The sequence below is a fragment of the Streptomyces sp. NBC_00425 genome (assembly GCF_036030735.1).
Classification (GTDB): Bacteria; Actinomycetota; Actinomycetes; order Streptomycetales; family Streptomycetaceae; genus Streptomyces.
Window position 1 is genome coordinate 5,128,195 of record NZ_CP107928.1, and the last position, 13,166, is coordinate 5,141,360.

11 protein-coding genes and 1 pseudogene are annotated in these 13,166 nt (G+C 74.2%); 5 read left to right on the forward strand and 7 right to left on the reverse strand.

The genetic code is table 11. The features are described from left to right. Window positions 1-85 precede the first annotated feature (85 nt). Window positions 86-1,275: pseudogene (locus OHS82_RS22115) on the forward strand (helicase HerA-like domain-containing protein). Between the two features lie 87 nt (window positions 1,276-1,362). On the opposite strand, the gene OHS82_RS22120 reads toward OHS82_RS22115, so the two are convergent. From OHS82_RS22120 to OHS82_RS22135, 4 genes are all read right to left on the reverse strand, one after another. Beyond that, window positions 1,363-1,488: a hypothetical protein gene (locus OHS82_RS22120; RefSeq protein WP_266722468.1), complete on the reverse strand. Its 126-nt coding sequence runs from the start codon at window positions 1,486-1,488 to the stop codon at window positions 1,363-1,365. 56 nt (window positions 1,489-1,544) lie between these two features. Next, window positions 1,545-1,874 carry a hypothetical protein gene (locus tag OHS82_RS22125; protein ID WP_057576375.1) on the reverse strand — a complete coding sequence of 110 codons (330 nt, stop codon included), beginning with the start codon at window positions 1,872-1,874 and terminating at the stop codon, window positions 1,545-1,547. Window positions 1,875-2,097: 223 nt separating this feature from the next. Continuing rightward, complete coding sequence (locus OHS82_RS22130; protein ID WP_328434341.1) at window positions 2,098-2,724, reverse strand: HhH-GPD-type base excision DNA repair protein; 627 nt, start codon at window positions 2,722-2,724, stop codon at window positions 2,098-2,100. Between the two features lie 24 nt (window positions 2,725-2,748). Beyond that, a complete protein-coding gene (locus OHS82_RS22135; protein ID WP_057576371.1) occupies window positions 2,749-3,483 on the reverse strand; it encodes a siderophore-interacting protein in 735 nt (244 codons plus the stop codon). Window positions 3,484-3,561: 78 nt separating this feature from the next. Between OHS82_RS22135 and OHS82_RS22140 the strand changes: the two genes are divergently transcribed. The 3 genes from OHS82_RS22140 (at window position 3,562) to OHS82_RS22150 (ending at window position 8,838) form a co-directional block, all read left to right on the forward strand. Next, window positions 3,562-5,811 (forward strand): penicillin acylase family protein, encoded by a 2,250-nt coding sequence (locus OHS82_RS22140; protein WP_328436094.1) that lies wholly within the window; start codon window positions 3,562-3,564, stop codon window positions 5,809-5,811. Then, on the forward strand, window positions 5,804-6,472 hold the full coding sequence (locus tag OHS82_RS22145) for a GNAT family N-acetyltransferase (RefSeq protein ID WP_107105139.1): 669 nt from the start codon (window positions 5,804-5,806) through the stop codon (window positions 6,470-6,472). Before OHS82_RS22140 ends, OHS82_RS22145 begins: the two co-directional genes overlap by 8 nt. Window positions 6,473-6,765: 293 nt before the next feature. After that, the gene (locus OHS82_RS22150; protein ID WP_328436095.1) at window positions 6,766-8,838 is read left to right on the forward strand and encodes a copper resistance CopC/CopD family protein; all 2,073 of its coding nucleotides are present in this window, start codon (window positions 6,766-6,768) and stop codon (window positions 8,836-8,838) included. A 40-nt stretch (window positions 8,839-8,878) separates the two neighbouring features. On the opposite strand, the gene OHS82_RS22155 is transcribed toward OHS82_RS22150, so the two are convergent. Both OHS82_RS22155 and OHS82_RS22160 read right to left on the reverse strand, forming a co-directional pair. Further along, window positions 8,879-9,364: an acyl-CoA thioesterase gene (locus tag OHS82_RS22155; protein ID WP_057576370.1), complete on the reverse strand. Its 486-nt coding sequence runs from the start codon at window positions 9,362-9,364 to the stop codon at window positions 8,879-8,881. A 114-nt stretch (window positions 9,365-9,478) separates the two neighbouring features. Next, window positions 9,479-10,642 carry a macrolide family glycosyltransferase gene (locus tag OHS82_RS22160; RefSeq protein ID WP_242433019.1) on the reverse strand — a complete coding sequence of 388 codons (1,164 nt, stop codon included), beginning with the start codon at window positions 10,640-10,642 and terminating at the stop codon, window positions 9,479-9,481. A gap of 288 nt (window positions 10,643-10,930) precedes the next feature. Between OHS82_RS22160 and OHS82_RS22165 the strand changes: the two genes are divergently transcribed. Further along, complete coding sequence (locus OHS82_RS22165) at window positions 10,931-12,292, forward strand: wax ester/triacylglycerol synthase domain-containing protein (protein WP_328434342.1); 1,362 nt, start codon at window positions 10,931-10,933, stop codon at window positions 12,290-12,292. A 259-nt stretch (window positions 12,293-12,551) separates the two neighbouring features. On the opposite strand, the gene OHS82_RS22170 is transcribed toward OHS82_RS22165, so the two are convergent. Next, on the reverse strand, window positions 12,552-12,974 hold the full coding sequence (locus OHS82_RS22170) for a PIN domain nuclease (protein ID WP_328434343.1): 423 nt from the start codon (window positions 12,972-12,974) through the stop codon (window positions 12,552-12,554). Window positions 12,975-13,166: the final 192 nt, after the last annotated feature.

Consider the following 13,166-nt stretch of genomic DNA (forward strand, 5'->3'; position numbering starts at 1 on the left):
GGTCCCGACGTTCCGGGCGCAGCCATGGAGACGGAGTGCGACGCTGGAAAAGACATGATGAACAGGGGTAAAACGGAACGAGGGGCTGTCGGTGAGCGAGCCGACGAGCGCCGATGACATCGCCGCCGGGTACGCCTTCAGCGGACCCGCCCTCGACCTGGGCGCCCTGCTGTGGGAGGGGAGATGTCTGCCCGACGCCCCGGTCCGCATCCCCCTCCCCATGCTGAACAGGCACGGTCTGGTCGCGGGCGCCACCGGCACGGGGAAGACCAGGACGCTCCAGCTGATCGCCGAACAGCTCTCGGCGCAGGGGGCGCCGGTGTTCCTGGCCGACGTCAAGGGTGACCTGTCAGGGATCTCGGCGCCGGGCGAGGCCGACGACCGGGTGCGGGGGCGGGCGGCGGAAGTCGGCCAGAAATGGACGGCAACGGGTTTCCCCGCCGAGTTCTACGCCCTCGGCGGCCTCGGGCACGGCGTCCCGGTGCGGGCCACCGTCACCGGTTTCGGGCCGGTGCTGCTGTCCAAGGTGCTCCAGCTGAATCGGACGCAGGAGCAGTCGCTCGGCCTGATCTTCCACTACGCGGACCAGAAGGGCCTGGAGCTGTTCGACCTCCTGCTCTTCGCCGACGCCTCGAAGGCGTTCCTCGACGCCATCACGCCGACGGTCCGGCTGATCCGCTCCAAAGGCGTCGGCGTGTTCTTCGTCACGCAGACCCCGAAGGACGTGCCCGGCGACGTCCTCGCCCAGCTCGGCAACCGTGTCCAGCACGCCCTGAGGGCCTTCACCCCGGACGACCAGAAGGCCCTCGAGGCCACCGTGAAGACGTTCCCGGAGTCCTCCCACGACCTGGACGAGCTGCTCACCGGGCTCGGTACGGGCGACGCGGTCGTGACCGTCCTCAGCGAACGGGAGGCGCCGACGCCGGTCGCCGCGACCCGGCTGCGTGCCCCGGAGTCGTTGATGGGGCCGGTCGACGGCGCTGCCCTGGACCGGGCGGTGCGGGAGTCCGCGCTGTACGGGCGAGATGCACAGGCTGTGGACAGAGAGTCGGCGTTCGAGAGGCTGTCCGCCGCCGCCCGGCAGCCGGGCGGGAACACCCGCCCGAGCCGAAGCGGGCCCCCGCCCCCGTTCCCGCCTCGGCCGGCCACGACCCCTCCGTCGTGGAACAGGTGGTCGGCAGCGGGGTCTTCAAGTCGCTGGCCCGCTCGGTCGGCACCCAGCTCGGCCGGGAGATCACCCGCTCCCTCTTCGGGACGACCCGCAGAAGGCGTTGACCCCTGACAGGGCAACCGGGGCCGGGCCGGAGCCGACACCTGCTGATACGCCTACCGCTACCGCTACCGCTACCGCTACCGCTACCGCTACCGCTCCTGCTCGCTCGAAGGCCGTTGCGGGTGCGCCGGTTGCCGGGCGGGGGGCTTGGGAGCGGTGCGGGCGGCCTCCGCGCGGAGCAGGGCGCGCAGGACGGCGTACGGGTCTGTGGGCATGGTGATTCCTCCCAGGTGCAGGGATGCTTGCTGACGGTTCCGGGGGACGGCGCCGGTCAGCAGCGCAGGATCACCGTGCGCAGGGCGGACAAGCGGTGCTGGGGATGCTGGGGATGCTGGGGGTGCGAAGCCCGTGCCGACGAGGAGAGCGGCCGTGTCGCCGGGTCGCCCGGCGGCAGGGGGGCCGGCCGCAGCGGGGCGGTGGAGCGGTGGGGGCAGGAGGCAGGGCGCAGCGGCGTGTCGAGGACGTCGTACTCGACGGTCTCCGAGGCGGCGGCCGGCGGCGCGGCGAACCCGGCGGGAGCGGCCGGCGCGAGCAGGGCGACGAGCACGACGAGCACGCGCAGCCAGGTGTGGCTGCGCGGGTGCCTTCGTGCGGTGCTCATGAGAGGTCATCTCCCCGCGACACGCCCGGAGCTCAGCATGCCGGGCGGGAGAATCACCTGTTCGGAGCAGGGATGCGGGGGGAGGGGGATGCGGAGGAGCGAGATGCGAAGGCGCTACCGGCGGGCCACGGGCCACGGGCCACGGGCCACGGGCCACAGGCCACGGGCCACGGGCCACGGGCCACGGGCCGGGGCCGCGGGGGCAGGGAGGCAGCCGCCGGGATCAGCCGGTGGGAGCCTGTTTCCCCGCCGGTTTCGCGGCTTTCCCGGCCTTCGCCGCCTTCGCCGCCGCCTTCATCTCCTGTTTGTGCGCCCGGACCTTGCCCAGTGACTCCGGGCCGGTGATGTCGGCGACGGAGCGGAACGACTTCGGCTCCCCGTAGGAGCCGGCGGCCTCCCGCCAGCCCGTGGGCCGCACGCCGAGCTGTTTGCCCAGCAGCGCGAGGAAGATCTGCGCCTTCTGCCGGCCGAACCCGGGCAGCTCCTCGAGGCGCTCGAGCAGTTCCTTGCCGGTGCCGACGTCCTTCCAGACGGCGGCCGCGTCCCCGTCGTAGTGCTCGACGAGGTACTGGCAGAGCTGCTGGATGCGCTTGGCCATGGAGCCGGGGTAGCGGTGCACCGCAGGCTTGTCGGAGAGCAGCGCGGCGAAGGCCTCCGGGTCCCGGACGGCGATGTCCTGTGCGTCCAGGTCGTCGGCGCCGAGCCGGTCGGCGATCGTCCGGGGGCCCTTGAACGCCCACTCCATCGGGACCTGCTGGTCCAGCAGCATCCCGACCAGCGCGGCGAGCGGGGACCGCCCGAGGAGCTCGTCGGCCTCGGCATCCTGGGAGAGGTGAAGGGTGACGTCCATGGGTCGATGATCCCGCCTGGGCGGTCAGTCCGCGCGCCAGTACCCCAGGGCGTGCACCCGCTCCTTCGGGACGCCCAGCTCCTTGCGCAGGTACGCCGACAACGTCCTGGTGGTGTGGGTGTCGCAGGCGATCCACACGTACGGGTCGGGGGTGGCCCGCAGCAGTCCGGGCAGCTCGGCCCTGACCCGCTCCACCAGCTCGGCGCCGGAGTCGCGCCGGGGCACGTGCCGTATCTCGTGGCGGGCGGGGTCGGTCCGGAAGGGCAGGCCGTCGGCCTCGCCCTCGAACCAGACGGTGGCCGGGACGGGGCCGAGCGCGCCCTCTCCCTCCCCGAGCAGCGAGTTGATGGCGGGCAGCGACGCCGGGTCGCCGATGACGAGGACGTGCGAGGGAGCGGGGACGGGCGGCGCGAAGCCGGTGCCCTGGACGGTCGCCTCGATGGTGTCGCCGGGCACGGCCGCCCGGGCCCAGTCGCTGGCGGCGCCGTCGTGCAGGGCGAACTCCAGGCCGAAGGCGCCGGCCGCCGGGTCAGGGTCGACCAACGTGTAGGCCCGCTGGTGCGGTCGGCCCGCGTTGTCGAACCAGAGCCGCACCCAGAGCGTCGGGTGGACGCCGGTCGCGGCGAGCAGTCCGCCGTCCGACAGGTGCAGCCGGCGGTAGTCGCCGGTGACGTCCTCCGCGCCCGTGACGGTGAGGGTGAAGTCCTTCGCCCGCATCAACTTGAGGACCGCGCCCTCCCAGCCCCGCCCCTGTGCCATGCCCTCTTCACCTTTCACGTACGATTCCGCCGCAAGTACTTAGGGAAGCCTAACCTTATGGGAAAGCTGGGCCGCAGGGTGACCACCGAGATCTACCGCGACGCGTGGGGCGTCCCGCATCTGCGCGCCGACGACGCCCTGTCGCTCGCCCGCCTCCAGGGACTGGTGACCGCGCGGGACCGCGCCTGGCAGCTCGAGGTCGAACGGCACCGCGCGCGGGGCTCCTCGGCGTCGTTCCTCGGACCCGACGCCCTCTCCTGGGACCTCCTCGTGCGCCGCGCCCGCCTCGACGACACGGCGCGACGCTGCTTCGACGACCTGGACGGGCGCGACCCCGAGACGGCCGACTGGACGCGCGCGTACGTCGACGGCGTCAACGAGGGCCTGCGGGAGACGTCCCGCGCGGGCCTCGCCCCCGAGTTCGCGCGCGTCGGCCTCGTGCCCGGCCGCTGGGAACCCTGGACGCCGCTGGCCGTCTGGCTGGCCACGCACATCCTGTTCGCCGGGTTCCCCGCCAAGCTGTGGCGCGAGGAGGCCGCCCGGCATCTCGGCCCCGAGGCGGTCGGGCTGTTCGCCACGGACGGGCCCGGCACCTCCGGCAGCAACGGCTGGCTGGTCAGCGGCGACCGCACGGTCACCGGGCAGCCGGTCATCGCCGGCGACCCGCACCGGTTCGTCGAGGAGCCCGGCGTGTACCAGCAGATCCGCCTGGCCTGCGACGAGTTCGACGTCGTCGGCCTCGCGGTGCCGGGCGTCCCGGGCATCGCGCACTTCGGGCACACCGGCACGGTCGCCTGGGCCATCACCAACGCCATGGCCGACTACCAGGACCTCTACCGCGAACGCCTGCGCCGCACCGGCGCGGCAGTCGAGGCGCTCGGCCCGGACGGCGGCTGGCGGCGGGTGGCCCGGCACACCGAACTCGTGCGGGTGGCGGGGGAGGAGCCGGTCGAGGTGGAGGTGCTCGAGACCGAACGGGGCCCCGTGATCGCCGGAGGACCGGAAGGCCTCGACAACGGCTCCCCGGGCTTCCCCGGCTTCTCCAGCCCCCCCGGTTCCTCCGAGTCCTCCGGCTCCCCGGGCTCCCCTAATTCCTCTCGGGCCTCCGGCTCCTCCGGCTCCTCCGGCACCCCAGGTCCGTCTGACTGGCCCTCCGGCACCCCCGACGACGGTCCCGACGCTCCCGGTGCCCCTCCGCTCGCGGTGAGCCTGCGCTATCCGCCCCGCGTCACCTCCGACCTCGGCTTCCAGGCCCTGCTCCCGCTGCTGCGGGCCCGCCGGGTCGCCGACGTGGACCGGGCCTTCGACCAGTGGGCCGAGCCCGTCAACGTCGTCCAGGCCGCCGACACCGAGGGCGGTCTGCTGCACCGGGTCGCGGGCCGGGTGCCGCGCCGAGCCGCGGCCAACGGCACCCGCGTCGTGCCCGCCTGGGAGCCCGGCCACGAATGGACCGGCTGGCACGAGACGCCCCGCGCGGGACTGACCGACGGCGTCGCGGTGATGGCCAACCAGCGGGGTCCGGCGGCGCGGCTGGGCGTCGAGTTCGCCGCGCCGCACCGCGCCGACCGCATCCGGACGCTGCTGGCACGCCGGCGGCAGTGGTCCGCGTCCGACATGGCGGCCGTCCACACGGACACCCGGCTCGCTTCCGCCGAGCCCCTGCTGGCACACGTGTCCGCACTCGACGGCCTGACCGGCCCGGCCACCGCACTCCGCGAGCGCCTGCTGCGCTGGGACCGCCGGATGGACGCCGGCAGCGAGGACGCCGGCCGGTACGCGGCCCTGCGCGGCGCCGTCGTCCGCCGGCTCGCCGCACATCCGGCCTTCGCCGCCCTGACGGCCCCGCCCGCCTACCCGGACGTCCTCCTGCCCTGGCTGGCGCTCCTCCCGCGGATCGGATACGCCCTCGAACACCTGCTGAGCGCCGAGGAGTTGTACGGCGTCGACCGGCCGCGGCTGGTGCGGGAGGCCCTCGAGGAGACGGCCCGGCAGCCGGCCCTCCGCTGGGGCGACACCCACCGCCTCGCCCCCTGGCGGGCCCTGCCCGACCCCGCGTACAGGGGACCGGCCCTCGCCGGCGACCACGACTGCGTGCTGTGCACCTCGTCCGTGCCCGGCGCGACCGACCTCGCCGCCCGCGGTCCCGCCGCCCGCTACGTGTGGGACCTGGCCCGCCGCGAGGACAGCCTGTGGGTCGTCCCGCACGGAGCGTCCGGCGTCCCCGGCCATCCCCACCACCACGATCAGCTCCCCTTGTGGCTCGAGGGCGAGCTGGCTCCGGTCGTCACCGACTGGGCGCAGCTGAAGAAGGAGAGCGACCATGGCTGACCGTTTCGCGGTGGAGGGCAACCGTTCCGTGGTGGAGGACGCGCCCGGAGACGCCCCCGGGGCCGCCCCCGCACCTGCGTACGTCCACCGGCAGACGGCCGGCGGGCTCGGCGTCGTCGGCATCCGTCCCGTCGACGCCGAGGCCGACGCGGACGTCGTCCACGGGTGGGTCCGCGAGGAGCGGGCCGCGTTCTGGGGCATGAACGGCCTGACGCGGGACCAGGTCGCCGACATCTACGCGCACATGGCCGGCCTCGACACCCACCACGCGTTCCTGGTCGAGCTGGACGGCGCCCCGGTCGCCCTCCTCCAGACCTACGAGCCGGCCGCGGACCGGGTCGGCGACTGCTACGAGGTGGCCTCCGGCGACCTCGGCATCCATCTGCTCCTCGCGCCGGCGGGCGCCCGGGGCGTGCGCAGCGGCTGGTCGTCGGCGCTGATGGGCGTGCTCGCCTCGTACGTCCTGCTGGGCCTCGACCGTTCGCGGGTCGTGGTGGACCCCGACGTGCGCAACGAGAAGGCGATCGCCCGCTTCCTGCGGCAGGGCTTCGAGGCGGGCCCGGTCGTCACCCTGCCCGAGATCGACCTGCCGGACGTGTATCTGCCCGAGAAGAAGGCCCAGCTGGCCTTTCTGCGCCGGGAGGTAGCCTTCCCCGCGTGACGGCCCCGCCCACCCCTTGAGGCCTCACGGTGAACCGGATGGCCCGTGCACGCGTACGTATCCGCGAGTACGCGGGTCTCGAGTCTCGAGCAAGACGGAGCGGTGACGTGAGCGAAGGGCGCGATGGCGGGCGACCCCAGGGCCGGCACGGCGACGGGCCCGCACCCGACGGCGGACGCCACGGCGGACCGACCGGCGGGCCCCTCGGCCGCTCCCGCCGCGGACGGACCGGCGGTGGGCGGCGGTTCGGCGCCGTGCCGCGTGCCGGTCGTCGACGGCAGCTGCAGGCACTGGTGCTGCTGGGCGCCGTGCTCCTCCTGCTCGGCCTCGGCGGCGGACCGGCCTCGGCCCACGCGGCCCTCCGTGGCGCCGATCCGGTGGACGGAAGCGTCGTCAAGACGTCCCCCGGCTCGATCACCCTCACCTTCACCGAGTCCGTGGGCCTGCTCGACGACTCCTTCCGCGTCTTCGACCCCGACAACCGGCGGGTGGAGACGGGCCGGGCGGGGCACGCCGACGGCCGCACCGACACCGCGCGCGTCACCCTGCCCCGCAAGCTCGGCACCGGCACGTTCACGGTGTCCTGGCGCGTCGTGTCCGCGGACAGCCACCCGATCGCCGGCGCCTTCACCTTCTCCGTGGGCAAGCCGTCCGCCGTCCCGCCGGCCCTGCCCAGCACCTCGGTGGAGGACCCGGCCACCAGCGGTCTGTTCAACATCGGCCGCTACCTCGCCTACATCGCCGCCGCCCTCCTCATCGGCACCGGCGTCTTCGTCGCCGTCTGCGGTCCGCCGGACGTCCGCCCCCTGCGCAGGCTGCTGCTGGCCGGCTGGTGGGCGCTCGCCGGGTCGACGGTGTTCCTGCTCCTGCTCCGCGCCCCCTACGAGACCGGCGCCGGGCCGGTACAGGCCCTGGACCTCTCCGGCCTCACCCGCACCCTGGGCACCCGTCCCGGCCTGGCCCTGGTGGCGCGGCTCGTGCTGCTGGCGGCGGTCGCTGCGCTGCTCCTGCGGCAGCGCGCGCTCCCGCAGGGCGAACGGCCCTCGCGTGCGTCGCTCGTGACCGGCGGCGCGCTGGCCGTGGCCCTGACCCTGACCTGGGCCGCCGCAGAACACGCGTCGGCCGGCATCCAGGTCCCGGCGGCGATGACGTCCTCGGTGCTCCACCTGTTGGCGATGGCGGCCTGGCTGGGCGGTCTGACGGCCCTGCTCACCCTGCTGCATCGCGCCTCCGTCCCCTCGTACGTGGTCACCCGCTTCTCCCGGACGGCCGGCCTCTCGGTCGTCGTCCTGGTGGTCACCGGCGTCTACCAGTCCTGGCGCGGCCTCGGCTCCACGTCCGCGCTGACGGACACCACGTACGGCCGGGTCCTGCTCGCGAAGCTCGCCGCGGTGACGGTCCTGCTGATGGCGGGGGCGTGGTCGCGACGGACGGTCCGCAACGCGACGTCGGCGAAGACGGCCAGTGCGGCCAGTACGGCAAAGACGGCCAGTGCGGCCAGTACGGCGACGACACCGGGGAACGTCACGGCCGGGGCTGCCGGGGCGACCGATGCTCTGGAGGCGACGGAGGCGACCGCGAAACGGGAGGCCCGGGTGCCGCAACCGGTGGGAGGTCGGACGGCCGCGGCGGACGGCGCCGAGGCGGACCGCGCCCCCCATCGGGCCGACGTCGACGGGGACGGGGACGGAGACCCGGACCGGCTTCAGGGCGACGGCGACACGGGAAGCCGTCCGACGGGCGAGGCTTCGACGGGCGACGGGCCGACGCAGCCCGCGCTCCCGGCGGACGAGCCGCCCTCTGCCGACTCCTCCGCCGGCTCCTCCGCCGGGGCGGCCCGTGTCTCCGTCGCCGCCCGCACTCCGGTCGACCCGCGCCGGTCGCTGCGCCGCTCCGTGCTGGTCGAGGTCGTCGTCGCGGTCGTCGTGCTCGTCCTGACGACCGTGCTCACCGGCACCCTGCCGGGCAGGGCGGCGGCCGAGGCGGCGGCGGCCGGGCAGGACGCCGGACTGCCCGTGGCCTCCGTGATCGACGTCCCCTTCTCCTTCGGCTCACCGGGCGTCAGCAGCGTCCGGGGCAAGGCGCAGGTCACCCTCGACCCGGGGCGGGTGGGCGACAACAACCTGCAGGCCGTGGTCTACGGTGCCGACGGCGGCTTCGTCACCGTGCCCGAACTGCGCATCTCCTTCACCCTCCCCGACCAGGACGTCGGCCCTCTCGACGCCAAGGTCACCGACAAGGGCGGCTACTGGGGCGCCGACGCCGTGAACCTGCCCATCCCCGGGAACTGGGAGATGAAGGTGACGGTGCGGGTGTCGGAGGTCGACCAGGTGAGCGTGACGAAGCCGGTCCGCATCGAGCGCTGAGGCCGCCGGCGCCGCCCCGGGGCGCACCTCGGGTCCGGCGTCAGCGCCCCGGCTCCGGAGTGGCGTGGCGGGCCGCCAGGGCGAGTTCCTCCTCCTCGAGACGGCGCGAGCAGCGCGCGTCGGGGTCGTACGCGACGGCCGTGCTGACGCAGGTGCAGAACACCCGCGCGTCACGGGTGACGCGGCTGGTGACCCGGAAGGACGAGCGGCGCAGGTCGCCGATGGTCGTGACGATGGTGACCGGCTCGGGCTCCAGCACGAGCGGCTCGGTGTAGTCGAGCTCGTGGCGCGCGTACACGAACCGCGGGCGGATCTCCTGCCCGGGCAGCCCGGGACGCAGGTAGAACAGGTCGATGTGGGCGTCCTGGATCATCTCGAGCAACCGCGCGTTGTTCACGTGCTGCATGGAGTCCAGGTCGCTCATGCGGACCTGACGGAGATACAGGTGCGGCCGACGGTCCGGCGCGTCGTGGGGCGGGCGTGCGGTGCTCGGGCGGCGGACGTCGGACGCCAGGGTGTGGATCAAGGGGTCGCTCCTCGGAACAGGGTCCCGGCCTCCCGGGCCGGCGTGTTGTCCCGGCGCCGCGGCTGCCGGGACGGCGGGCCCCGGTGAGGACCGAGGGCCTGCGGTGACTGCGGTCTACAGGGCCCGCTCGATCAGGTCGGCCGCGGCGCCCGCGCCTCCGGCCTCCGTGATCTCCCGGCGCATGGCGGCCACGCCCGCGCGGACGTCCCGGTCGGACGACACCCGCAGGACGGCCTCGCGCAGCGCCTCGGGCGTGACGGTCTCGCGCGGCAGGTGGACGCCGAGCCGGAGCTGTTCGATCCGGGCCGCGTTGACCCGCTGCTCGGCCATCTGCGGCACCGCCACCAGCGGCACGCCGTAGTGCAGCGCCTCCATCGTGCCGCCCATCCCGGCATGGGTGACGAAGGCGTCCGCGTGGGCGAGCACGGCCAGCTGGGGCACGTGCGGATGGACCTCGACGGTGTCGGGGAGCGGCCCCAGCTCGTCCGGCGCGACGGCGTGGCCGACGGACATCACCACGTGCCAGGGCAGCTCCGCGAAGGCCTGGACGCAGGACCGGTAGAAGTCGGGCCGCCGGGTGAACTGGGAGCCCAGCGACACCAGCAGGACCGGCAGATCCGGCCGCGGGGGCTGCCAGGAACCCTGGTAGGACCGGTCTCCGAGCGCCGGCCCGACATACGCGACATTGCGTGCCGCCACGGTGTCCGCCCTGCGCTGGAAGGCGCGGGGGAAGAACGCGACGGCGTGCTCCGGGTGCACGAGCTCGAGGATGCGCGCGCTGTCCACCCCGTGCTCCGCGAAGGCGGCCGTCAGCTTCCCGAAGCCCGGGATCTGGGGCAGCCCGGGCACGCCGAAGAACTCGGGGACGATGCCGTCGTAGGCCAGGTGGGTGGGGGACGCCACGACGACGGGCGTCTGCCGGCTCGCCCCCAGCAGCAGCCCGGCGAAGGCGTAGACGTCGCACAGCACCAGGTCAGGACGGTCCCGGTCGAAGGCCCGGGTCAGGGCGGGAAGGGAGGCCAGCGCCGTGTCGACGACCCGGTCGAACCCCTCGCCCATCTCCTCCGGCGCCTCCGAGCCGTCCCCCGCGTCCGGGTAGAGCACGGGCTCGGCGCCGGCCGCCTTCACCTGGTGCATGAACTCCTCGGTGACGGCGTAGGTGACCCGATGTCCCCGCCGTACGAGCTCCTCGACGACCCCCAGCGTCGGATTGACGTGCCCGTGCATCGGAACGTTGAACACGGCGATGTGCGCGGGATGCGGTTGAGGACCAGGCACGACAGACAACTCCTGTCCGGCGCGGGGCCGGGGCGGTGGGCTGGAACGGGGCGCCCGAGGGCGGACGCGGAGTCCCGATTAAAGGCGCTCCGACACGGTCCGCGTCCGCAAACCTGCTGCAGTGTCACCCCATCAGGGAGCCGTCACGGCGGTGCGTTGACACCCGCGGGCCGCACAGGACGTGACCGCCGCCCGGATCGGCCGTTGGAGGGACAGGACCTCGTCCTCCGATGGCCTGCCCCGCGCGGGGCAGGCCCCGCCAGGGACGCCCACGACAGGAGCAGTCTCATGCCCGGATCGCATCTGCCCTTGATGGAAGAGGGCATGGCCCGCTGGCCGTTCGGCCCGCCCAACGCCGGGATCGCCCTGGAATTCACGGGCGTCCCGCCCGAGCCGGACGAGCTGCGGGCACTGGTCGGCGACCGCTGGAAGGCGCTGCCCCGGCTCACCCAGACCCTGGTCGCCCCCGGCGGTCCCCGGACCGGCCTCGCCTGGTGGACCGGCCGGCATCGCTGGGCGCGACGGGACGGCCACGATCTGGGCCGGCAGGTCGACGAGGTGGACGGCACCCTGCGGGACGCCGTGCGGCTGTGGTTCCACACGCCGTTCCCCGCCGACCGGCCCCCGTGGAGCCTGCACCTGCTGCGGGGCTCCGCCGAGGGGGAGTTCTCCCTCCTCTTCCGGATGCACCACAGCCTGCTCGACGGCCGTTCGCTGACGACCCTGCTGCGGGCCCTGTTCGACGACGGCGGCCCACTGGACGGCGCCGCCTCCCTGGCGGTGCCGGGCCCCCGGCGACGGACGGTCCGGCCGGCCCCGGCCGCGGGGGGCCCGCCCGGGCTGCTCACCGCGGGACGCGCGGTCCCCCTGCCGCACCAGGGGGCGCGGGAGCCGGCCTACACGGTCGTGCGGCTGCGGGCCGACGTGCTGCGGGCCGCGCGGGAGGCCGCCTCCGCCCGCACGGCGACCACCAACGAGGTGTTCCTGGCGACGGTGTCGGGCGTCCTGCGCTCGTGCCTGTCCGCCGCGGAGGCCGCCCATCCGGCAGCCGGTGCGGTTCCCGACGGCGACCGGATCGGCGACTGGACCGGCCACGGCGACCGGGCTCGGGCGAAGGAGCGGGGGCGGGAGAGGAGCCGGGAGCCGGGGCAGGTCTGGCTGTCGGTCCCCGTCGACGAACGCCCCGACGACTGCGGTGAGTTCCTGGGCAACGCGTTCGCCAACGTCCGCGTGCCCGCGCCGGTGACGCTGTCCGACCCCGCGGCCCGGCTGGCCGCGTGCACCGGTCTGCTGACCCCCGTCACCCGGCCCCGGCGGACCTCCGAGAGACTTTTCGAGAGCACGCTCGCGGCGGTACCCGGGGCGACCATGGCCCTGGCCGGCGGGAAGATCTTCGCGCCCGCATACGCACCGGCCGCCTGTTCCTACGTCCACCTGCGCGAACAGGGCCAGACCCTGGCCGGACGACCCTTGCGCCGCCTGACCATCGTCCCCATGGTGCCGCCGGCCGACACGGCAACCTTCGCGCTGGGCGGCTGCACCCGGGGGCACACGCTGAGCGTCGCCACCAACTCGGGCAGCCAGGACGCCGAACTGCTGGCGGAGGCCTTCCTCGACGAGCTCACCCTCCTCGCCGAACGCACCCCCTGAGCACACACCGCGCCGGGCAGCCCCGGCGACGGCGGCGTACGAACGCCCTTCGTCCGTACGTCGGCGTCGTGGCCCCGGCAACCGCGTTGCGTCTCGGAAGACGCCGAGAGGTCAGGGCGTGTGGGTCTCCTGTTCTCGCTCCGAGAGGAAGTCATCGAGCAGCGGGAGCGTTCTGACCTGCGGTGCGGCTGTGGCGGGTGGGGCTCCTGAACGGTGCTGCACTGACGTGAATGCGGCCAGAACTGCAACCATCGTCGGCCTATTTGCCGCTCTCCGGGCCGTACCACTGGAGAGCCTGGCCGGTCACTGCCGCGATGCAGGCGAAGTCGTGGTCGCGGTGCAGGAGGGTGAGCCCTTGCAGCTCGGCCGTCGCGGCGACGACGAGATCCACCGCACCCGCACTGCGATGCTTTCCCTTTTTGGTGAGTGCTTCCTGGACCTGCCAGGCGCGGTCGTAGGCGCGGTCGTCGACGGGAACCCAACCGAAGATCATGCGCATGTCCTCGATGCCGCGCGCCCTGTCGGCGGCTGACCGGGCGCTGTGGAAGAACTCGAGCTCGGTGATCGCGCAGGTGGCGATGAGCCCGGCTGCTGCCGCCTGGTCCCAGCCGTATTGCTCCGCGTCCTCGCGCATGAACCGAGCGAGCGCGCTGGTGTCGATCAGGAACTGGGCCGCGTTCACCGGCGGTGTTCCCCTTGCTCTCGAACAACTCCAGATCGAATGCGCCGTCCCCGGCCGCGGCCCGCAGCCGAGCGAGAGCCAGGGCACGACGTCGACTCTCGATGCGTACCGTTCCCTCGGAGGTCTCGGCGACTGGGGCGTAACCCGCAGCACGGAGCGCGGCGAGAGTCGTCGCAGGTGGGCTGCCGCTGA

What these genes read in the sequence shown, in the direction of transcription:
- OHS82_RS22120 (WP_266722468.1), bottom strand. Translation starts at nt 1,488, where the DNA reads ATGCCCACAGACCCGTACGCCGTCCTGCGCGCCCTGCTCCGCGCGGAG.
- OHS82_RS22125 (WP_057576375.1), bottom strand. Translation starts at nt 1,874, where the DNA reads ATGAGCACCGCACGAAGGCACCCGCGCAGCCACACCTGGCTGCGCGTG.
- OHS82_RS22130 (WP_328434341.1), bottom strand. Translation starts at nt 2,724, where the DNA reads ATGGACGTCACCCTTCACCTCTCCCAGGATGCCGAGGCCGACGAGCTC.
- OHS82_RS22135 (WP_057576371.1), bottom strand. Translation starts at nt 3,483, where the DNA reads ATGGCACAGGGGCGGGGCTGGGAGGGCGCGGTCCTCAAGTTGATGCGG.
- OHS82_RS22145 (WP_107105139.1), top strand. Translation starts at nt 5,804, where the DNA reads ATGGCTGACCGTTTCGCGGTGGAGGGCAACCGTTCCGTGGTGGAGGAC.
- OHS82_RS22165 (WP_328434342.1), top strand. Translation starts at nt 10,931, where the DNA reads ATGCCCGGATCGCATCTGCCCTTGATGGAAGAGGGCATGGCCCGCTGG.